Raw genomic sequence first — 19,818 nt, 5'->3', positions numbered from 1 at the left:
TATTAATAAGTATTACTAATCTATTTTTACGATAAATTTCAAAAAATGGTGATTTCAATGAATGGCATAAATAACAATAATAGCTTAATACCGACTTATGAAGTGTTTAAACAAAAATATACTCCTGAAGAAAAAATGCTTTTAGCAGAACTAAGGGAAAATCTAGTAGATTTAGCAATATCCAGTGGTGAAAACTTTCAATTAAATGAAAATAAATTATTGAACGACATTAAAAATTTTTTATTTTCTAGGCTATCTTTTGAATCTGGAGGCATGTCCAGTGAATATGTGGAATCCCTGTCCAATAAATTGCTCCAGGATATTGTTGGGTATGGACAAATCGATCCGTTGATTCATGATGATGACCTGGAAGAGATTATGATAATAGGCATAAACAAGCCGGTTTTTGTATATCATAGACAGTATGGGATGATGAAAACCAATATTGTTTTTAAGGATGAGGAAGAATTAACTGACTTGATTGATGTAATGGCAAGGCAAATTAACAGAAGGATAGATCAGGAATCTCCAATTTTGGACGGGAGATTAATGGATGGTTCAAGAATCAACGCTACTATTCCTCCGGTATCTGCCGATGGTCCTTCTTTAACAATTCGTAAATTTAAAAAGGATCCGTTAACTATTATTGATCTGATTAATTTTGGAACAATATCCATTGAGCTTGCAGCGTTTTTCTGGTTATGCTTTGACGGATTGGGTGTAAAATCCGCCAACGCAATCATATCTGGGGGGACGAGTTCGGGTAAGACAACAACACTTAATGCATTGACTGCATTAATCAATCCAAAGGAAAGGATTATAACGATAGAAGATACGCTGGAACTTCAAATACCTCATGAACATGTTATAAGAATGGAAACAAGACCATCAAATACTGAAAATAGGGGAGAATTAACGATGAACGATTTGGTTAAAAATTCTTTAAGGCAAAGGCCTGACCGCATTATTGTAGGTGAAGTCCGTGCTAATGAGGCCATAACATTATTCACTGCTTTAAATACAGGACATTCTGGATTTGGAACCCTTCATTCTAATGATGCACGAGAAACAATAACTAGATTAACAAATGAACCAATGTCAGTTCCGGAAATAATGATTACAGCTATTGATTTTATTGTTATGCAAAACAGGATTTACATGCCAAATGGTGTTTCATATAGGCGTATCAGTGAAGTTGCTGAGGTTGTTGGGATAGAAGAGGGCACTGTCCAGTTAAATAAAATTTTTGAATGGAATCCGGAAACAGATACTATTGAAAATGTGAGTATCGCATCAAAAACATTAACTGAAATTGCTAAATTAAGTGGAAATTCATTAAATGATTTATATAAGGAAATAGGTAATCGCCAATTGGTTTTAGAGCATATGGTTAATCATGATGTTCGTTCAGTTGAAGGTGTTCAGGCAATGTTGGAATTGTATTATAAAAACCCTCAGAAAGTTTTAAATCAGATTATTTTAAGCAGGTAGTGGTTTGATGATCGATAAGATATTTATCAATATTGGAAATTTTATTTTGATGTTTTATAATTTCTTTGTTAACTTTCAATTTTCTTCATTTAAATCCTCAAGAAGCAGTGAAGATAAAGAATTTGATATTTCACAAATCTCAAATGAAAATAATGATTTTTTTAATAGATTTAGAGATGTTTTTATTAATAATTTTTTATCTAAAAAAGTTATAACTATTTTAATATGTTTTTCTTTAATTTTGTTTGTTTTTATGGGTTTAGAGATTTCTCTAATGTTTATTGTCCTATGCATGATGTTTTATATTTTAATGAAAGTCTACCCGCAAATAAAACAAAAAAGAAGTTACAATGATTTAAATCAGGAATTGCCTTATGCTTTACGTCACATGGGTATTGAATTAAAATCAGGTAAGGGATTGCATGATACATTAATTACTGTTGCAAATGCCCATTATGGTTCATTTTCTCATGAATTGACTCGTGTCTTGGAACAGGTTCGTTATGGTGAGTCAACTGAAAATGCACTTTTGGAAATGTCCAATCGTGTTGGTTCTGATGGACTTTCAAGGTCTGTTCAGCAAATTGTAGGTACACTTCGTGTAGGAGGTAATTTAGCCAATAGTTTGGGAGTAATAGCTGATGATATTTCATTTGATATGCATGTTAAACTTAAAGATTACTCTCAAAGATTGAATGCATTTATATTAATTTATACATTTACAGCTATTTTGGCTCCTGTAATTCTTTTAATAATGTTAATGGCTGCTTCTACAGTAATGGGCGATATTGTTCCATCAAATATAATATTGATTATGTATGTGGCTTTTTTTCCAATGATTGTGGTGTTCATGGGAATATTTATTAAAAAATTAGAACCTGAAATTTAATAGATAATAATCTATTAAATTAGGTTTTTTCTCACAGTATATTTTCAATACCTTCGGTTGCTAATAACCCAACAAATGATCCTTGTGGAGTCATTACAATATTTCCTTTAGAGTATTCACTTAAAGCAACATTAATCATTGCAGTTTTTTTACTTGGGTTTGTTGCAGATTCGGCTGCTGCACGCACAATGTCTAATACAGCATCTCCTCTTGATACCCCATCGTTTGACTGCTCTTCTCGGATAATATCGATACCGCTGGCATTAACTTTGCTTCCATTAATATTTAATGGTGATGCAGCATCCAATATTCCGTCCAACCCTTTACTGTTAATTGCTACAACTGCATCTATTGGGATTTGTGTTTGGTATTCTACTATTTCCTTTGCAAGTTTCATTGATTTTTCATTGTTGCTATCCCAAAATGAATCATGAAGCAATAGTTTAGGTCCTGCTCCCTGTGCTTGTGCTTCTGCAGGTTCACTTGCATTAGGGTGGGTCATTCCTCCAGGATATATAGCAGTATAGTTTATAATTTTACCGTTTCTTAGTGTAACAATGAATGCCATGTCTACTGCACCCATTCCAGGTCTTGATTCACTTTCATCAATTGCACAAACTAAAATATTACCGTTTCCGGAAGCCAAATCTCCTCCAGTGGTATTAATATAAATAGCACCCACAATTAAAGTAATTATTCCTATTATAAAGACAATTAATATTGCAACTATTATTTTTTTCTTCCGGTCCATATGAATACCAGCTTATTATTAATTATTATTTTATCTTTTTTTCATTATTATTTAACTTTTTTGTGGAATTAAGTCTTTTCTTATTTAAACTGGAAAAGTTAAAGTTTTTTAAAATAAGTCCTATTGTTCAATAGTATATTAAATAAAAAAAGTAGATATATGATAGGTTTAATGGCAATTACATCCAAAGAAAAATGTCCAAATTTTTTTCAATATTCTCTTTAGGGTATTTTTTTCTTTATCTGCGGATTCACAGCAATTTTTTGTTTTTGACATTCAAATCACATAAATTGAATATGTGAAATTAAATATGATGAACATATTTAATTTCAAGAGAGTAGTTATATGTATTTTATTAAATTAGATTATTGTGGACTAATCTAACAAATCGGAGTGTAGTATATTGTTTTTAACTAACAACATATATAGTAATATTAAATTAGATATTTACCTAATTCTTATCACTATTTCATAATTTTTCATTTATCATATATAAATCTTTTTATTTTTTTTAGGTATGCCTAAATTTTTTATAATATTCACTGATCATTTTTTGATTATGTAGCGCTGATTTTTTGTATGCAAGTTACCACTTACATTTTGGGGAAGTAAAATAAAGGCTAAAATTCCTTAAATTAAAAAATATAAAAATAAAAATTGGTTTTTATATAAATTAAAGTTAAAAAAATTAGAAAAAGCTTCTATAACATAATAATTATAAAAATTTGGTATGCCTAAACATTTATATAGAACAAAAAATAAAATTCTTATTATGTTTAGGTTAACCTAACTTTGAAATTTTTATATTGGTTGAAACTAAACTAAAATGATTTTTTAATTGGGGAGATGTTATTAAGATTAAATTCTTAATATTCTTTCTCTATAAATTTAAACATGTGGGGAGAAATGGTTAATGAATGAATTAATTGTTGGATTAGCTGGAAACCCGAATGTGGGTAAAACTACAGTATTTAATCAATTAACTGGTATGCGTCAGCATGTAGGAAATTGGCCCGGAAAAACTGTTGAAAGGGCGGAAGGTAATTTTATACATGGGGACTATAAATACGATGTTGTTGATTTACCTGGTAATTATGCATTGAGTGCACATACTATGGAAGAAATCGTATCAAGAGATTTCATTGTGGATGATGACTCTGATGCAATTATTAATGTAGTTGATGCGGCTAATTTAGAACGTAATCTGTACTTAACAGTCCAAATGATGGAATTGGGTGCTAATCTTGTTATGGCACTTAACATGAATGATTTTGCAAAGAAAAAGGATCACATCATTGACATTGAATTAATGAGTGTATTGCTTGGATTTCCTGTTGTTGAAGTTAATGCAAAAAATAAAGAGGGTTTTGAAGAATTGTTAACTACTGTGGAAAGAGTTTCTGCAAATCCTATAGATTCAAGTCTTAAGTTATCATATGGGGATGAGTTAAAAGAACATTTATCTGATTTACAAGTCCTCATTGAACAAGATAATGATTTATGTGATGTTCCTTCTGTATGGACTGCAATTAAATTATTAGAAAAAGATTCAATTGTTATACAAAAAGTTCAACAATCTGACATGAGTTCCAAAATCATGAGGGAAGTTGACAAAGTTGCAAAACATCTTGCTGACATTTACGATGAAGGTTCGGAAGAGGTAATTGCAAATGCAAGGTACGCTTATATTAGTGGTTTAATGGCTGAGGCTGTTAAAAAACCTGATGTTGAAAAAGAAACTATGACGGATAAAATAGATAAGATTGTTACAAACAGATTTTTAGCCCCTTTTATTTTTATTGGTATAATGTGGGTAATGTTTCAGTTAACGTTTACAATTAGTGGCCCTTTCCAAGAAGCCATTGACACAGGTTTCATTTGGCTTGCTGAATGGGTTAGTGGGTTTATTGCTAATGAATATCTCGCCTCATTCATCTGTGATGCTATCATTGGTGGAGTAGGTGGAGTTCTTGTTTTCTTACCGATTATTATTCTAATGTTCTTGTTCTTAAGTATTTTGGAAGATTGCGGTTACTTGGCAAGAGCAGCATTTACATTGGATAAAGTTATGCATAAAATTGTTGGTCTGCATGGTAAAGCTTTCATCCCTATGATTTTAGGATTCGGTTGTGGCGTACCTGCAATCATGGCAACCAGAACCATGGAAAACGAGGGGGACCGTATGCTTGCAATGATGCTTGTACCGTTTATGTCCTGTACGGCAAGATTGCCAATTTATGGTATATTTGTTGCAGCTTTCTTTGCTCAACACAAAGGTACTGTATTGCTCGCAATTTATGTATTGGGTATTATTGTTGCACTTATTGTTGCAGCTATCCTTAAAAGAACTTTATTTAAAGGTTTATCAACTCCATTTGTTATGGAACTTCCAACATATAAAATACCTTCAATAAAAGGTGTTTTATTACACACCTGGGAAAAAGTAAAGGGATTCTTAAGAAAAGCAGGTACTATTATTCTTGCCTGTTCAATTGTATTATGGGCTTTAAGCATATTCCCATTAGGTGTAAAATATGGATCTGCTGGAAGTGTTTTAGGTATGATTGGTAATGTTATTGCTCCTATTTTCGCTCCTTTAGGATTTGGAACCTGGCAAGCTGCAGTAGCAATTCTTGCAGGTTTAACTGCTAAAGAGGTTGTTGTTTCAACCTTCGGTACATTGGCAGGTATGGAAGAAGATGATGAAGAGGGTATTACTTCATTGATACATGATACTTTCACTCCATTATCTGCATTCTCATTCATGGCATTTACTTTATTATACACACCATGTTTCGCAACTTTGGGTGCAATCAAACAGGAAACAAACAGTTATAAATGGCCGTTGACTATGTGTGCTATTACTCTTGTAACTGCATATATTGTTTCATTCCTGATTTTCCAAATAGGAGGATTAGCAGGTTTCGGATAGCCGTTGAACTGTAAGGTATTGTATATGATATTTGGATTAATCTAACTATCATTATATTTTTTGGTTAAACTAAATATTTATATAATGCTTGATACAAAGTTTAGTATACCTAAAAATTTTTTTATAATTTTGGTGATGTGATGAAAACATTAAAAGATACAAAACCGGGGGAAACCGTAACTCTTGTTAAATATCATAAAACCGGAGATATTGAATTGAGAAGACACTTATTAGGTATGGGTTTTGTTAAAGGCGCTAAAATCACTGTTAAAAAAGTAGCTACTTTAGGCGATCCTATTGAAATGAGTGTAAAAGGATATGATATTTGTCTTCGTAAGGAAGAAGCTGAAAATATTGAAGTAGAATAGCTTCAATTTTTTCATTTATTTTTTTAAAACTTTTTTTGGGTGTTATCTATGATATGTAGAATGTGCGGTTTTGAATTTGATGAAAACGAATTAGAAAACCGTGGTTGTACAAGCTGTGGAAAACATGATAACTGTAATCAAGTTCACTGTCCTAATTGTGGATTTGGTAATCATCCTGATTTTGAGGATGAATTTGAGTTTATAACAAAACTTAAAGACAGGTTAAAGAGAAAAAAATCCATTAATTAATTTTTTTTCATTTTTATTATTTCATCAACTACTTCATTTATACTAATTTTAGTCGTATCGACATCAAATCCGTTGTCTTTTAGTTGATATAATATTTCTGTTGCTATCGGTGCTTTCAAGTGAGCTGTTTTTAGCAGTTCTTTGTTGGAAAATATGTTGTGCTTGTCTCCGCTTGCAAGAATTTCTCCTTCATTCAATACAAAGATTTTTTCGGCGAATCCGTTTACCATTTCTATATCGTGTGATGATATTACAATGCTCATGCCATCTTCGTTTAAATCATTTAGGATATCCAATACTTTATCAACACCTTCAGGGTCTAATCCTGCTGTCGGTTCATCAAGTATCATAATTTCAGGCCTCATAGCTATTATTCCAGCAATAGCTACTCTTTTTTGTTGGCCTCCGCTTAGATGGTGTGGTGTCTTATCCCTATACTTTTCCATTCCAACTAATTCCAAGGCTTCACTAACACGTTTTTCTACTTCTTCGTAACTTAATCCTAAATTCATTGGGCCGAATGCAACATCTTCTTTTACTGTTGGTGCAAACAATTGATCATTTGGATCCTGAAATACGATTCCAACTTTTTGTCTAACCTCTAAAAGTGTGTTTTTATCATATTTCATAGTTTTCCCATCAAGTTCAATATGGCCTGATGTAGGTTCTGTCAATCCATTAAAATGAGAAAATAATGTTGATTTTCCAGCACCATTTGGCCCCATTATTGCGACTTTCTGTCCTTTTAAAATATCCATATTCACATTTTTCAATGCATGGGTCCCATCAGGGTATGTATAACTTAAATTTTTTGTCGATAGATGTATGTCACTCATTTATTTCCCCTCATTAATTTATAGATAAATTCCTTCCGAAGAATCCTAAATCATTTGAATATTTGATTATAATTATTTCTAAAATTATTACTAATACTATTATCGTGATAATGTATATGTAGTCGGATTTTTCAAGTGAAGTCTTTTCATTAAATAAGTCGGATTCATCTGAAAATCCACGACTGATCATACTTTTATAAACTCGCTCTCCCTGTTCATATGATTTGACAAACATCATAGCAATAGCATATCCAACCTGTTTGACTCTCCATTTATATGGGGTTAATTTGGAGTGGATATGGAAGTTTCTTGATTTCTGGGATTTTCTGATTGCTGCAAGTTCATCAATGAACACAAATAAGAATCTAACCATTATACTTAAAATCATAGCAAGGTCTTTTGGCATCTTCAATCTTCTGAATGAAGCAACAATCTGCTGCATCGGGCTTGTGGAAGATAATATTACGATGGATGTTAGGGAAGTAATCATCCTAGTAATTAATAATATTGCCCAGTTCAATCCGGTGTCGGTTACTGTAATCCATGAATAGGACCATAAAACATTTCCTGGATGTATGAACGGTTGAAAGATTATGATTGCTCCTCCAAAAGGAAGTAATAATCCCAATCTTTTAAATGAATCAACATATGATAATTTGGCAATTTTAAGAACAATCAATAAAAATATTTCTAAAATAATCGGTATAAATATGTTATTTGAAAAAGCAGCAACTACAATAATGAATATTGTAGATATTAATTTAATTCTTCCATCTAAATTATGAATCGGACTATCTTTTGATGCCAGTTCATCTAAATTGAGTGCCTTTGTAATATCAGCCATAATATTTCTCTAAAAAATTTTATTATTATTGTAATAATTATTATATAAAAAATAGTATAAAAAGATAGAAGTTAAAATTTAACTTCTTCTTTTTACGATTTCGGCAACTCCCCATCCACATAATAGTGTCAGCAGCACACCTAAAATAAGTACGCCTACTTCACCAAGGGATTCAAGAGGTTCAAATGTGTAATCTGGGAATGGGGGTTCAACTGCTACAGTTGCTTTCTCTTCAGGTACTTTAGCATCTTCTGCAGATTTTTCTAATCCATCAGGATCTCCTGATGCAATAAAAGGAGCTAGACAACAGATTATGACACAAATAACTATTGCAACTATTATTAATGTTTTATCACGGTTATCCATTTTATTCTCCTCCTTCAATTTTATTTTTGTTCCAAACCAAAAGATCAGGTCTGAATTTGTTTAAAGCCATTAGGACAATAACGGTCAATACAGCTTCAATTATTCCAATGAATACGTGGTATAACACCATTGATGGAACTCCAACATTTATTGGGAAGGTTCCAGCTATTGCCATTTCAATTGCACATGCAAGTGCTGCAAGTACGGTTGCTAACCATGCACCTATTCCTGCAGATGCGTAAATTCCGATTTTGTCTTTTAATGCTTTGAATGTATATAGTCCGGTAAATCCTCCGATAATTGCCATGTTCAATACATTAGCTCCTAATACAGTAATTCCACCGTCTCCAAAGACTAAAGCTTGGATAATTAATACGACGGTAAATACGAGTATCGCTGCTTCAGGGGCACAGAATATAATTGCTACTAATGCTCCACCAACCATGTGTCCACTTGTTCCAAATGGAATTGGCATATTCATAGACATTATAGCAAAAATACCTGCTGCAAGAACTGCAAGTAGAGGGATACGTTTTTCATCAAGGTTTTCTCTTGCCCATTTACTAGCAAAATACAATGCTACTATTAATATGATGTAGTAGATTATACATTGCCAAAATGGGATAAATCCATCAGGTATATGCATTTATTTTTTCCTCCCTTATTAAAAGTAATACTTTTAAAATGTATGAAAGTATTACTTATTTTGTATATTTATCAAGTATTTGAGATTAAAATTCAATTTAAAAATGAATTATCCTTATATATTCTTGATATTAAAAATTTTTTCTTTTTTTCTTATATAAAGATTATTAAAGTAATACTTTTCACCTTATTTTTTTGGATTTAGTATTACTTTTGTAATACTGGCGACATAACTTTTTCTAAATTTTTATTACTAATTAAGAATGGATTTTAAGATTATTGTAAAGTAAATAAAAATAGCTACTGCAAAATAAAATAAAACCTGAATATCCAGTATTCCGGTTTCGACACCTAAAATTGAATAAGTTAATAATAAACTGTAAAGTCCAATATAAAAATAGTCTTTTGTTTTTCTCATTATCTTAAATCCGATACCCAAAATAAAACCTAAAAGACACATCCCAACAGCGACGCCCACTTTTCCAAAATCGGCTACCATTTGTCCTATAAGTGTTGGGGTGACAGTTACTTCTGTTCTCCAGGCAATTAACTTACCTACCATCATTCTAGGTCCAAGTTCACTTCCAGGTATTGAGCTTGCAAGTATTTGACCATGGGTCACACCGAAATTCCCTCCGGCAATGTCAAGCAAATTCAGAACATGGAGTGTAAATTCGGCCCTACTTTTTAATGTATAGAAAGGATCTATTGCACTGCTGATTGTCAACTCTTTAACTGATCTGAAATAACCAATTCCAATTATTGCACCTACACCAATCAATGCTCCAAGTACAACTTCCCAAACTGCTATTATATTTCCATAATATGCTATGATAATCAGCAATAGTAATGCTGCAAGTAGTGGTGTCCTATAGCCTAAAGTTAATAAAAGTACAACATCAATAATGAGCAGTAAAAGGAATCTGAATCTAACTTGTGAACGGGTTATTATTTTGTCTTGGAAATCTTTTAAATAAACACTAGCTAAAATGCATGTTCCAGGTATTATTAAAAATACTGGCATAGTAAAAGCAGGTTTTAATAAATATCTAATTGACGGTTTTAAAATAGGAATTCCGCCAACAGAAGCGATGCTGATAAAGAAAAATCCAATACTCACCAATATTAAACAAAATCCGATTGAATAAATATCCCTTCTTTTAAAAACCAAAACGTTTTTCATATCATTTAAAAAAAATCTGGGCAAAACCGCCGCACCAATAAAGAAGAATAAAAATGCAATGATTAATGTTTCGATTAAACTAAAAGAGACAGAACTCAGGGACAGAGATAAAAATGCAGCGAAGACAACCAGCACGATTAGCGGATTAAAAATATGATTTCTTAATATGTAATTTTTCTTTAAAAATCCTAAAAAATTTTCACTGGGATATAATCCTTTAAAAAAGCTGTTAACCCATTCTTTTTCTATAAATGCTATAATTGAAAATATCGTTGAAAATAAAAAGGATTTATGGAATTCGTCATTTATTATATTTAAAATGGATGTTAATTTTGAATAAATGAAACTCATAAATCACACAACTTAATATTTTTGGATATTTGTGACATTAAAATTATTTTGGATTGTGTTAATGTCATTATCACTACAGTTATAAATTCTGATGGTTATTTCATTTGTTATTCCACTGAAGTTGCCTAAAATTTGATTCATTTGTGTTAATTCACTATTGGTTCCTCTAACAATAGTTATTTGGTCAGTGAGTCCTGAGTTTGAACCTTTAATCGAAATTCTTCCATTATTGTGATATAGTGTATTAGTAATTTCTTGGAGTTTGCTGCTTTCAAGGGAATTCAAAGTGATTGTTGTTGAAATTTCATATTTGGCATTATTTGGAATTCCTGAAATTAAATCATTAAGTGAAGTAATATTTTTCGGATTTGTTTTAATTTCAACTAAATTAGGATATTTGTCCCCATTTATCTCTAAAGTCATAGTGTCAATATAAATCTCTGCATTAGGGACTTGATTATAAAGTCCTGCAAGGTAATCAGTACCGTTGCATGTAACAAGAGCCTTTACATAACTTCCTCTTTCATCATCCAGCCATTTTATGTTCCCGTGTAATGTGACTGGTTCTCCATTGGTTGAATTATAACCATGCATTGTTGTGTTTACGATATATCCTTGCCTGTAATAACCCAAATATTTTTCACCAACCTTATTCAATGTTGATGAGTCATATGAGGTTACTTCATTGACGCTTTTATCATCATTTGAAATGTGAATAAATGCAAATGCAATTGCACATATTACTAAAATTATAATTGCATAATCAACTAATGTAAATCTTTTTTTCATATTTGATCATTCTTCATAGATGGCCCCAACAGGGCAAACATCAACACATTCACCACATGAATCGCATTTGTCTGGGTCAATAATTACTTTATATGCTTTTTTTGTTATTGCTTCTTCCATACAGACATCAATGCAATCTTCACATATCCCACATTCTTCCATATCAATAATCATCAATGTGATACACCACGATTTAATTAGTCTTTATAAAATAATTTCATATAACTTATTTTTTATATTTAATTTTCATATTATTTAAATAGTATTTTTATTCTTGTTTATTACAAATAGTGATATATATCCTATCAAAACCAAACATTTATATATTATTAAAACAAAAAATTATAGTGTATGCAGGGGTGCCCGAGCGGCCAAAGGGGGAGGACTTAAGATCCTCTGGTGTAGGCCTTCGAGGGTTCGAATCCCTTCCCCTGCACTAGATTTTTTTAAAAAGTTTTTTAATATTCTCGATTATGCCTTAGTGGCTCAGGTGGTAGAGCGCTACCTTGGTAAGGTAGAAGTCGGGGGTTCGAATCCCCCCTAAGGCTTATTAAAACTATTTTTTTATAATTTCAATATTTTCTAAAGAATTTATTTTTTCAAAATTCTTATTTAAAATTAGCAGTATTATTTCTAATGTTTTTTCAATTCCTGATTGTGACCTTTGGAATAATTCTTCACTGTTATTTTCTCTCAAATCACTATAGACATCAGTAATCGTTGTTATTTCATATTCTGGGGTGATAATTGTAATGGCTCCATGGCCTATTCCGGCAGTTGTTCCGATTGCAATATCGCAATCGGTAAGATTCATAACTGCTTTTGCCATAATTTTGCTGGTTTTTTTATCTCCGGATTCATCATAAACCTTAATTCCTTTAATAAGATAATTTGGCTTTGGAGGACTTTTTACATTTAATATGTCTTTTACCGCATCGATTGTTGGTATGAATAAACTGCATATGACGCTTAACTCATTATAATCAAAATCACCATATTTTTTAGGATTTTTGATATATTCGTTTCCAAAATTGTCTTTATAATTTTGAGCAAGAGCATGCAGTTCCAAACCTATTTTTCCGTGAGTAAAACACTCCGCAGTAGCTATTTTAATCATTTTGATCTTTCAATAGTTTTAATGCATTCATTGTTATGAGTTTTGCAACTTCATCTAAGGTATATGGTGTTACAGGTTCCATATCTCTAATTAATTTATTTGTTGTCAATATTAAATGATTTTCAGTAATTCCTTGAGCCCTCAATTCTTCAATTGCAGGATTATCATTCTCATATTCAGAGATATCTTTAATTTCAATATTCTCATTGCCAAAACCAAATATTCCTGCTGTTCCAATAGTTTTTGCACCTCTTTGATGTGCGTGTTTTATGATTTCTGCTGCAGTTGATATTGTATTTCCGCCGGCAATGACTATAATTACCACATCTCCATCTATTAAATCAATATTTTCTTGGGTAATGTATTCTGTATGGCTTTCAATGTTTCTAAAATCTTCATCATGTGTACATAATCTTTTTATGAAATCCGGTTTGGCCTCTCCAATTTCAGCTCCAAGAAGTGTAAATATAACATCTCCTCCGGAGATTTTCTGCCCATCAAAGGCACCGATAGTTTTTGGTCCTCCTCTATGTACCTGCATTAAATTAATGGCTATTCTTAAACCTAATCTTCCGCATCCGATAAGATCAATTTTTCCTTTTGGTACTCTTTTATCTTCCATTTTTTGTATTTCATCAATGTTCATTTCTCTCACTCTCCATAGGGAGTTTATTAATTATTTCACAATTAACATCTAATTTACCAATAATGTTTTTTAAATGCTCTAGACCGGGAACCTCGCTATTGTGATGGCCCAGGTCAATCAATGTCAAATCTAAATTTATTGCCATAATTGCAGTTTCCTGTATCACATCTCCGGAAATTATCATGTCTAAATTACTTTTTTTGGCTAATTTTATGTACTCTGGATTTTTCAAACCGAATCCTGAGATAATGGCGATTTTTTTAATTATCTTGTCTTCATTTGGTTTATTTACAATTGTGAATTCATTGAACTTATTCAATATATTTTTCTTTAAATCTTTGTATGATAAATTAGCGTCACATATTCTCCCAATATCTGTATTTTTATCGAAAGATTCAATAACTTTTAAATTTAAACAATCTGCAAGCGCTTCATTTGCACCACCTTTAATAATATCCCAATTTGAATGTATTGTAAAAGTTGGAGTTTTTGGGATAAATAATGGAGGATGGTGCGTAATGATTAATGTATTGCTTTCATAATTGTCATCTTGAGGATATAAATCCATAAATATTTTTATTGAAGAGATTTCTTCGGTTAAATCATAATGTCCCATTAAACCAATATTATCATCACTTAAAGCTAAATCCTGAGGGACCTCTTTATTTAAAAATTCGATAATTTCACTAAGTTTCATTTAAATCATTTTTGATTCAATTTTATTTAATTCAGTTAATACAATATCATCTGGGCTAAATTTATTAATGGTTGATATTTTTATGGCTTTGTTGTTTATTAAATCAATAAATTTATCGATATTTTTTTCTTTAAATATGACCTCTTCAAAAAAGCCCATTTCACAGGCACTGTATAGAACACCTTCCTTTTCTAGGATTTTATTTAATGAATTTGTTAGGATGCCTATTGTTAATGTCATTGTTCCTGAAGTTTTTGTATTAATGCCTTTGGTTTTTAAAATTGCTTTATTTGGTGATTTAACAGCATTTAACCTATCGCGAATATTGTTTTTATTCTTTAATAATGTGTCATTGTCTTCAGCTACTGGGTCTTCTATTAAAAATGCCTTCACGTCAAATTTTGATGATTGCTCAGCATTGATGCCGCCAAAACCTGTCGTGTCAATAACAATGTTTCCATCATATATTAAATCTAAATCAGATGAGAATTTTATTTGATTTTTCAACTCTCCGCCAATGGAAGTATATAATAATTCTTCTAAATGGGGATAGATATCAATCAGTGTGATGTCGGTGTATTTTTCGCTTAATTTTTTAACGATTCCAACACCTGTAAAATATGTGCCGATAACTATTATTTTTTCATCTGAAGTCAAGTTTAAACTTTCAATATAATCAAAACATGCCTGAGATTTTTTATTTATAATCTCATTAAAAATATCTATCAATCGGATTTCAGATTTAATGGTTAAAACTTCTGATGTAATTCCAGTATCAATATCCATCTAAATCACTTTTTCAAATCCAATTTTTTCAAGGGCTTCACATGCCTCATCATATACCGCAGCTTCAATGGATTTTTGATGAATTGCGTGTGAAGGTGAAGTTCCGCAGGTTAATATTCTTCCTTTATTGTCAATAAATATTAAAAGTGAACCTGATCCAGGAATTCCCAGTCTGCCTCTTGCAATAATCAAATCACCATCGCTTTGGTCAAGTGCCATATAAGCTTTTGCAAGGGCAGGTATTCTGCTTGTATCTGCAGTATTGGTATTAATTTGAAGTATTTTAGCTTGAGGCAAGTCATATTCTCTTAAAACTTGATTCAGAACATCGACTTTAATGCCGTTTTTATTTGGAACATATATTTTTTGAGCATTTTTTATATAATCTTGAATTTCACTTATTTCTTCAAGCGTATCTCCAAATCTGCGGTCATTTTCAGATTCTTCAAATGCGTTTTTAATCATATTTTCAAATGCCATAATATCATATTTTAAAAATAGGGATTAAATAGTTTGAGGTATCAAATCTAATTTTTCAATAACATTAACCACTTCATTGTAATTGCCATAATTTGGAGAACCCACTCCCTTAACTTCATGGGGGTAATTATCAGCAATGACAGTAGCCAAATTATTAGCGCCGGCTCTAAGTGAAAATTCCACATTTTCCGGTCCGACAGTTGGGGTTGGCATTGTAATCGTAATTTCAGGATACATTATGCGTGTAATAGCTACCATCTTTAATTGTTCTATCAGTGGAAATGGCGGATAATCTGCCATTGGTGTGTCTGGATACGGATTAAATCCCATTATTGGTATTTCTTCCAATGTTTTAAAATTAGATAGATAACGTAGATGTTTAATCCTATCTTCTTTACTTTCACCAAGCCCTAAAAGTAAACCTGAGGATAATCCTACTCCGATATCACTCACTCTTTTGCATGTTAATATTCTTTGATCTAGTGAGTCTCCAGGTTTTCTTTGATAAAATACGTCTTCATTTATAGTCTCCAAATTACAACATATTGTATCTACTCCCAAGTTGGCTAAATCATTCACGGATTTTTCAGTTAAATCTCCACCTACATTAACCAGAATCTCTAAATTGGAGTTTTCTTTTACAATTTTACAGGCATTAACTGCTTGTTTTCCTTTAAAACCATATCCTCCAGAGCAACTAACGCGAGGAATATGTGCTTCTTGAATGGATTTAACAGCAGTTAATATCTCTTCATTGGATTTATAAAATGCATTGTAATAACCTGTTGAAGATGTTTCTTCTGCAAATCCACAGTATTCACATCTAGGTTGAATTAGGCATTTATTTGTAAGATGCACTGTTGATGTTAATTTAATTAGTTTTGATTGACTATCTCTTATATCGCAAGCTACTTTGAATAATTTTTCTAATTCTTTTTCGTCATCGATATTTAACAATTCTAAAAATTCATCATCCGTTAATTCTTTTCCTTGCTTTGCTTTGTTTAATATTTCGTCAATCATCAACATTCATCTCTTATAAATAATTTATAAAAAGTATTAACTTATTTTTTAATAACTAATTGGCTCAATTATTAAAAAATAAGTTAAAATTGTTGGTTTTAACCAACAATTAAACTTATTGTATCTATTCGTCTTTACCTAAGTAATCTAATACAGTAGGAACAATTTCAGCTAATGAACCGAAGTTCATTGAGTCAGCAGTACCTAATAATGCAGCAGGGTTTAAAGCATCGTCCATTTTATCGATACCTTCGTCTTGCATTAATGCGGTTACTTGGGTTAAAGCTTCGTTAGCCATCATTTGTGCAAATCCTGCAGGAGCACCTAAAATTTGGGTAACGGTGTCTCTGTAAGCTAAGATACCTGCGTAGGTAATTGCAGTTACAGCGGAACACATATCACATACAGGACCAACCATGTTAGCAGGTAATGTAAATGCAGATCCTCTTGCTTTTTGACCTAATTCTAATAAGGTGTCAATGGAAGCTTGGTCAGCAAATCCTTCTGCAATGTATACTTGTCCTTTCATTTCAGGTACAGCACCTGGGTGGTAGGAAGCTACGTTAACATTGGTTCCTAAGTCTTCGAAAATTTTGTTTAATCCAGTAGTTGGAATAGTACATGCGTGAGTTACGATTGCACCTTCTTTAATATCATCAGCGAAGTTTTTGATGATGTCAGGTTGCATACCTCCTTCAGGTAACCAGGTCATAACCCAGTCAGCATCAGCAACTGCTTCTGAATCGTCGGTAGTACATTTCATACCTAAGTCTTCTGGGTGAGTAAAGTGGATAGCACCTTTTGCTGGTTTAGGCACGGTTTCAGCTAATTCATTAACTTTTGCTCTGATTGCAGGCATTACTTCTTCAGGGTTACCTGCTTTGTGAGCTGCAATAACTTCTGCGTAATCAAAGTCGTCTACTACAGTGAATTCGCCGTCAAATACTGGGTCAGCTACAACAACTTCGTCAACACCAGCTAATTCTAATAATTCTGCACCCATTTCGATTGTGGAGTGGGTCATTGAAATGTTTTCTTTTCCGGTTGCTTCTGCAACTTCACAAGCTCTTGCAAAGTTTGTAATTCCACTTGCAGCATGAGTTCTGTAACATCCTGCACCTAAAATTGCTACTTTCATTTTTTTGTCTCCTTTTTCTTTACGTCCTTCTAATTTTTCTTTTAATTTAGAAAGAACCATTTTTTTGTCTCCATTATAAATTTTTTCCTTCCAAATAAATTATTTCATTTGGAAGGATAGTTACTACATTGTTACTCTTATCGATTTGTTAGACATATTTCAGTTAGGTAGTTATACATGTAGTAATAATTTTTATTAAATTCTTCTTACTATTTAAATCTTTACATAGGGCTTCAATTTAGTAATACTACTTTTTATATGCTTTATTTATTTAGTAATAACAGTATTACTTTTTTTATCAATATGTTAGTAAAAGTATTACTTTATTTTTTTTAATATATGATTAAAATTAGTTTTGGGTATGCCTAAAAACGAAAAGTTTTTATTTAATATTTCACTGAAATATAATTTAACAATAGATATTGAGAGGAGTTTATTCCATGTATGATTTAATAAAAAAAGCAGTTAATGAGGATGATGCGGCGATAGAGATATCAAAAATGGAAAGTAAAGATGTTACTGCAGTTGTTGATGCAATTTCCGAGTTATCTCTTGATGAAACAATGAAATTGGGAATGCAGTTTAAAAGATTTCCTTTAGGTTGTGACTTAACGGAAATCGTTGCAGGAACTTGTGCTTCTGATTTGGAGCTAATGGATTTGATTGGGAATTGCCGATTAGCGGATATGATTGGTGCTCCGATTCATATTTGTGCATATGCATTTTCAGATATTGCCGAAAAATTTGGAATGCGTGGAATTGAAGTAATGCAAATGGTTCACGATGTCGTTGATGTTCCTCTTGACCTTGATCATTTTGGTGAAAATGGTGCAATGAGACTTCCTAAAAATATTAGTGGCTGTGGCGGGGAATGTTATAATAAAGGTCCTGCATTCACAGAGTGTCCTCGTGGAAGAATACATGAAAGATTGATAGAAAAGGAATTGGAACAAAAATCAGATAAGGAAGAATGGGTTAGATTATCTTCTTCTGTTGCTGTTAATGTAACCTCTGAACAAACAGGTGATGGTCATGCAGCTCCTTTAAAAGAAGCTATTGATATAGCTAATTTAGCCAAAGAACACGGTAAGGGTTTGGAATCAATCATGTTTGTTGGTGATGGTTATGATGAGGTCATCACAGGTTTTGAAAAATCAATTGAAATTGGTGCTGATGTTATTGTTGTTGAAGGAGGTCCATTCAATAGATGTGAAAATACCACAGAAGCTTTTGCTAAAACCATTGCCGCAGCCAGAATATTATCTCCGGGAAAGGTTGTTGCAACCAATGGTGCTTATGAACATGAGGTTCGTGCAGGTTTAAGAACAGGATTAAATATGGTAATTACAGGGTTTCCTAAAAATCATCATGGATATATGTGTGGATTTGAACCTGGAACTGCAAGAAGAGGTAAATTTGGTCTTCCGAGAGTTATTCAAATTATTAATGAAGAATTCCCTAATAGGGGATTGCCTGTTCAAAAGCATGATTTAATCGCTTTGGCTACAGCAGTGAAAATTGCAGGACCGGATTACATTTATCCAAGAAAAATTGGATCATATGCTGTTGGTGATGCACACTGGGCCACGCTTGTCAGTTCTAATATGTATAAAAATATCCAGTTAAAACATACATTGGATGAAATTGTCAATCTTGCACAGGGAAATACTGTTGCATTACATGGGGGCAGGTTTATTTCCTGGGTACTGGCTAATGAATTGGATAAGCATGTTGATGAGATAATAATTTCTGATGTCGATAAATGGGTATTGGATAACACTGTAACAAACTTGCAGGATGCTTTGGATGCTACAATTATCGGTGAAACTGATGATAAAAAAGCAGCTGATTCTGCTGACTTTTCCATTGCTTCATCAACAATGATTCCGGTTAAGGAAAATGTGCTTAAAAAAGTGCCAAATGCTTTAACTATAATATAATTCTTTATTTTTCATTTTTAGGAGTCTGTAAAATTTTATAGGCCTATTTTATTTTTAGATGTTTTTCAGTCCAATTTTTCATTTGATAGTCTAAAAATGTTAGAATTCCATTTTTAGTCTTGTATAATTTCTTTATTATTTCTGGATTAGTTTGTCTGTAGTAATTTTCGACTTTGTTTGATGTTTTCTCAATATTTTCATCATCTAAGTGTTGTACATATCTGTGGAAGTGATTGATGATGTGTTTTCTTATGAAATCTTTTAATACTACTGGTATTGCTCTGTAATTTTGTAAAT

22 protein-coding genes, 2 tRNA genes and 1 pseudogene are annotated in these 19,818 nt (G+C 32.0%); 8 read left to right on the top strand and 17 right to left on the bottom strand.

What is annotated here, in order from left to right; genetic code table 11:
• Window positions 1–57 precede the first annotated feature (57 nt).
• Entirely contained in the window at window positions 58–1,491 is a 1,434-nt protein-coding gene (locus ACKI3Q_RS01035) for a CpaF family protein (protein WP_407413428.1), read from the top strand.
• Window positions 1,492–1,566: 75 nt separating this feature from the next.
• Here ACKI3Q_RS01035 and ACKI3Q_RS01030 read toward each other — a convergent pair whose 3' ends face one another.
• Window positions 1,567–1,785, bottom strand: coding sequence for a hypothetical protein (locus tag ACKI3Q_RS01030; protein ID WP_407413426.1), 219 nt, complete (start codon window positions 1,783–1,785; stop codon window positions 1,567–1,569).
• Between the two features lie 16 nt (window positions 1,786–1,801).
• On the opposite strand from ACKI3Q_RS01030, the gene ACKI3Q_RS01025 reads away from it, so the two are divergent.
• On the top strand, window positions 1,802–2,380 hold the full coding sequence (locus tag ACKI3Q_RS01025) for a type II secretion system F family protein (protein WP_407413424.1): 579 nt from the start codon (window positions 1,802–1,804) through the stop codon (window positions 2,378–2,380).
• Window positions 2,381–2,411: 31 nt separating this feature from the next.
• Here the strand turns inward: ACKI3Q_RS01025 and ACKI3Q_RS01020 are convergent, their stop codons facing one another.
• Window positions 2,412–3,131, bottom strand: a complete 720-nt coding sequence (locus ACKI3Q_RS01020) for a DUF4012 domain-containing protein (RefSeq protein WP_407413422.1) — start codon at window positions 3,129–3,131, stop codon at window positions 2,412–2,414.
• Window positions 3,132–4,044: 913 nt separating this feature from the next.
• Here ACKI3Q_RS01020 and feoB point away from each other — a divergent pair.
• The 3 genes from feoB (at window position 4,045) to ACKI3Q_RS01005 (ending at window position 6,680) form a co-directional block, all read left to right on the top strand.
• Complete coding sequence (gene feoB, locus ACKI3Q_RS01015) at window positions 4,045–6,063, top strand: ferrous iron transport protein B (RefSeq protein ID WP_407413420.1); 2,019 nt, start codon at window positions 4,045–4,047, stop codon at window positions 6,061–6,063.
• A 140-nt stretch (window positions 6,064–6,203) separates the two neighbouring features.
• The gene (locus ACKI3Q_RS01010) at window positions 6,204–6,431 is read left to right on the top strand and encodes a ferrous iron transport protein A (protein ID WP_407413418.1); all 228 of its coding nucleotides are present in this window, start codon (window positions 6,204–6,206) and stop codon (window positions 6,429–6,431) included.
• Between the two features lie 48 nt (window positions 6,432–6,479).
• Window positions 6,480–6,680, top strand: a complete 201-nt coding sequence (locus ACKI3Q_RS01005; protein WP_407413416.1) for a hypothetical protein — start codon at window positions 6,480–6,482, stop codon at window positions 6,678–6,680.
• Here the strand turns inward: ACKI3Q_RS01005 and ACKI3Q_RS01000 are convergent.
• The 7 genes from ACKI3Q_RS01000 to ACKI3Q_RS00970 form a co-directional block, all read right to left on the bottom strand.
• Window positions 6,677–7,516 carry an energy-coupling factor ABC transporter ATP-binding protein gene (locus ACKI3Q_RS01000; RefSeq protein WP_407413414.1) on the bottom strand — a complete coding sequence of 280 codons (840 nt, stop codon included), beginning with the start codon at window positions 7,514–7,516 and terminating at the stop codon, window positions 6,677–6,679. The two genes, ACKI3Q_RS01005 and ACKI3Q_RS01000, sit on opposite strands and share 4 nt — an antisense overlap.
• Before the next feature lie 13 nt (window positions 7,517–7,529).
• Window positions 7,530–8,360, bottom strand: a complete 831-nt coding sequence (gene cbiQ, locus ACKI3Q_RS00995) for a cobalt ECF transporter T component CbiQ (protein WP_407413412.1) — start codon at window positions 8,358–8,360, stop codon at window positions 7,530–7,532.
• A gap of 78 nt (window positions 8,361–8,438) precedes the next feature.
• Entirely contained in the window at window positions 8,439–8,726 is a 288-nt protein-coding gene (locus ACKI3Q_RS00990) for a PDGLE domain-containing protein (RefSeq protein WP_407413410.1), read from the bottom strand.
• A 1-nt stretch (window position 8,727) separates the two neighbouring features.
• Complete coding sequence (gene cbiM / locus ACKI3Q_RS00985) at window positions 8,728–9,372, bottom strand: cobalt transporter CbiM (protein WP_407413408.1); 645 nt, start codon at window positions 9,370–9,372, stop codon at window positions 8,728–8,730.
• Between the two features lie 252 nt (window positions 9,373–9,624).
• The gene (locus ACKI3Q_RS00980) at window positions 9,625–10,905 is read right to left on the bottom strand and encodes an oligosaccharide repeat unit polymerase family protein (protein ID WP_407413406.1); all 1,281 of its coding nucleotides are present in this window, start codon (window positions 10,903–10,905) and stop codon (window positions 9,625–9,627) included.
• Window positions 10,906–10,917: 12 nt separating this feature from the next.
• Window positions 10,918–11,694: an adhesin gene (locus tag ACKI3Q_RS00975; protein ID WP_407413404.1), complete on the bottom strand. Its 777-nt coding sequence runs from the start codon at window positions 11,692–11,694 to the stop codon at window positions 10,918–10,920.
• 6 nt (window positions 11,695–11,700) lie between these two features.
• The gene (locus ACKI3Q_RS00970) at window positions 11,701–11,868 is read right to left on the bottom strand and encodes a 4Fe-4S dicluster domain-containing protein (RefSeq protein ID WP_058738535.1); all 168 of its coding nucleotides are present in this window, start codon (window positions 11,866–11,868) and stop codon (window positions 11,701–11,703) included.
• 179 nt (window positions 11,869–12,047) lie between these two features.
• Between ACKI3Q_RS00970 and ACKI3Q_RS00965 the strand changes: the two genes are divergently transcribed.
• A tRNA-Leu gene (locus ACKI3Q_RS00965) sits at window positions 12,048–12,130 on the top strand.
• Between the two features lie 39 nt (window positions 12,131–12,169).
• A tRNA-Thr gene (locus tag ACKI3Q_RS00960) sits at window positions 12,170–12,242 on the top strand.
• A gap of 8 nt (window positions 12,243–12,250) precedes the next feature.
• Here ACKI3Q_RS00960 and ACKI3Q_RS00955 read toward each other — a convergent pair.
• The 7 genes from ACKI3Q_RS00955 to hmd all read right to left on the bottom strand — a co-directional run bounded on the left by ACKI3Q_RS00955 (window position 12,251) and on the right by hmd (window position 17,581).
• On the bottom strand, window positions 12,251–12,811 hold the full coding sequence (locus ACKI3Q_RS00955) for a UPF0254 family protein (RefSeq protein ID WP_407413402.1): 561 nt from the start codon (window positions 12,809–12,811) through the stop codon (window positions 12,251–12,253).
• Window positions 12,804–13,457 (bottom strand): hypothetical protein, encoded by a 654-nt coding sequence (locus ACKI3Q_RS00950; RefSeq protein WP_407413400.1) that lies wholly within the window; start codon window positions 13,455–13,457, stop codon window positions 12,804–12,806. Before ACKI3Q_RS00950 ends, ACKI3Q_RS00955 begins: the two co-directional genes overlap by 8 nt.
• Complete coding sequence (locus ACKI3Q_RS00945) at window positions 13,447–14,154, bottom strand: Nif3-like dinuclear metal center hexameric protein (RefSeq protein ID WP_407413398.1); 708 nt, start codon at window positions 14,152–14,154, stop codon at window positions 13,447–13,449. The genes ACKI3Q_RS00950 and ACKI3Q_RS00945 overlap by 11 nt, the downstream gene beginning before the upstream one ends.
• On the bottom strand, window positions 14,155–14,940 hold the full coding sequence (locus ACKI3Q_RS00940; protein WP_407413396.1) for an SAM-dependent methyltransferase HcgC family protein: 786 nt from the start codon (window positions 14,938–14,940) through the stop codon (window positions 14,155–14,157).
• Window positions 14,941–15,420: a DUF3236 domain-containing protein gene (locus ACKI3Q_RS00935; protein WP_407413394.1), complete on the bottom strand. Its 480-nt coding sequence runs from the start codon at window positions 15,418–15,420 to the stop codon at window positions 14,941–14,943.
• Window positions 15,421–15,444: 24 nt separating this feature from the next.
• Window positions 15,445–16,443 carry a 5,10-methenyltetrahydromethanopterin hydrogenase cofactor biosynthesis protein HmdB gene (gene hmdB / locus ACKI3Q_RS00930; protein WP_407413392.1) on the bottom strand — a complete coding sequence of 333 codons (999 nt, stop codon included), beginning with the start codon at window positions 16,441–16,443 and terminating at the stop codon, window positions 15,445–15,447.
• A 124-nt stretch (window positions 16,444–16,567) separates the two neighbouring features.
• Window positions 16,568–17,581, bottom strand: a complete 1,014-nt coding sequence (gene hmd / locus ACKI3Q_RS00925) for a 5,10-methenyltetrahydromethanopterin hydrogenase (RefSeq protein ID WP_407413464.1) — start codon at window positions 17,579–17,581, stop codon at window positions 16,568–16,570.
• 440 nt (window positions 17,582–18,021) lie between these two features.
• Here hmd and hmdC point away from each other — a divergent pair, with 440 nt between their 5' ends.
• Window positions 18,022–19,521 carry a 5,10-methenyltetrahydromethanopterin hydrogenase cofactor biosynthesis protein HmdC gene (gene hmdC, locus ACKI3Q_RS00920; RefSeq protein ID WP_407413390.1) on the top strand — a complete coding sequence of 500 codons (1,500 nt, stop codon included), beginning with the start codon at window positions 18,022–18,024 and terminating at the stop codon, window positions 19,519–19,521.
• Window positions 19,522–19,564: 43 nt separating this feature from the next.
• On the opposite strand, the pseudogene ACKI3Q_RS00915 reads toward hmdC, so the two are convergent.
• Window positions 19,565–19,818, bottom strand: a pseudogene (locus tag ACKI3Q_RS00915) (transposase); the annotation flags it as partial.

The sequence above is a fragment of the Methanobrevibacter sp. genome, assembly GCF_045636185.1.
Lineage (GTDB): Archaea > Methanobacteriota > Methanobacteria > Methanobacteriales > Methanobacteriaceae > Methanocatella.
The sequence above is the reverse complement of the archived record's forward strand: the minus strand, read 5'-3'. Positions and strand labels throughout refer to the sequence as shown.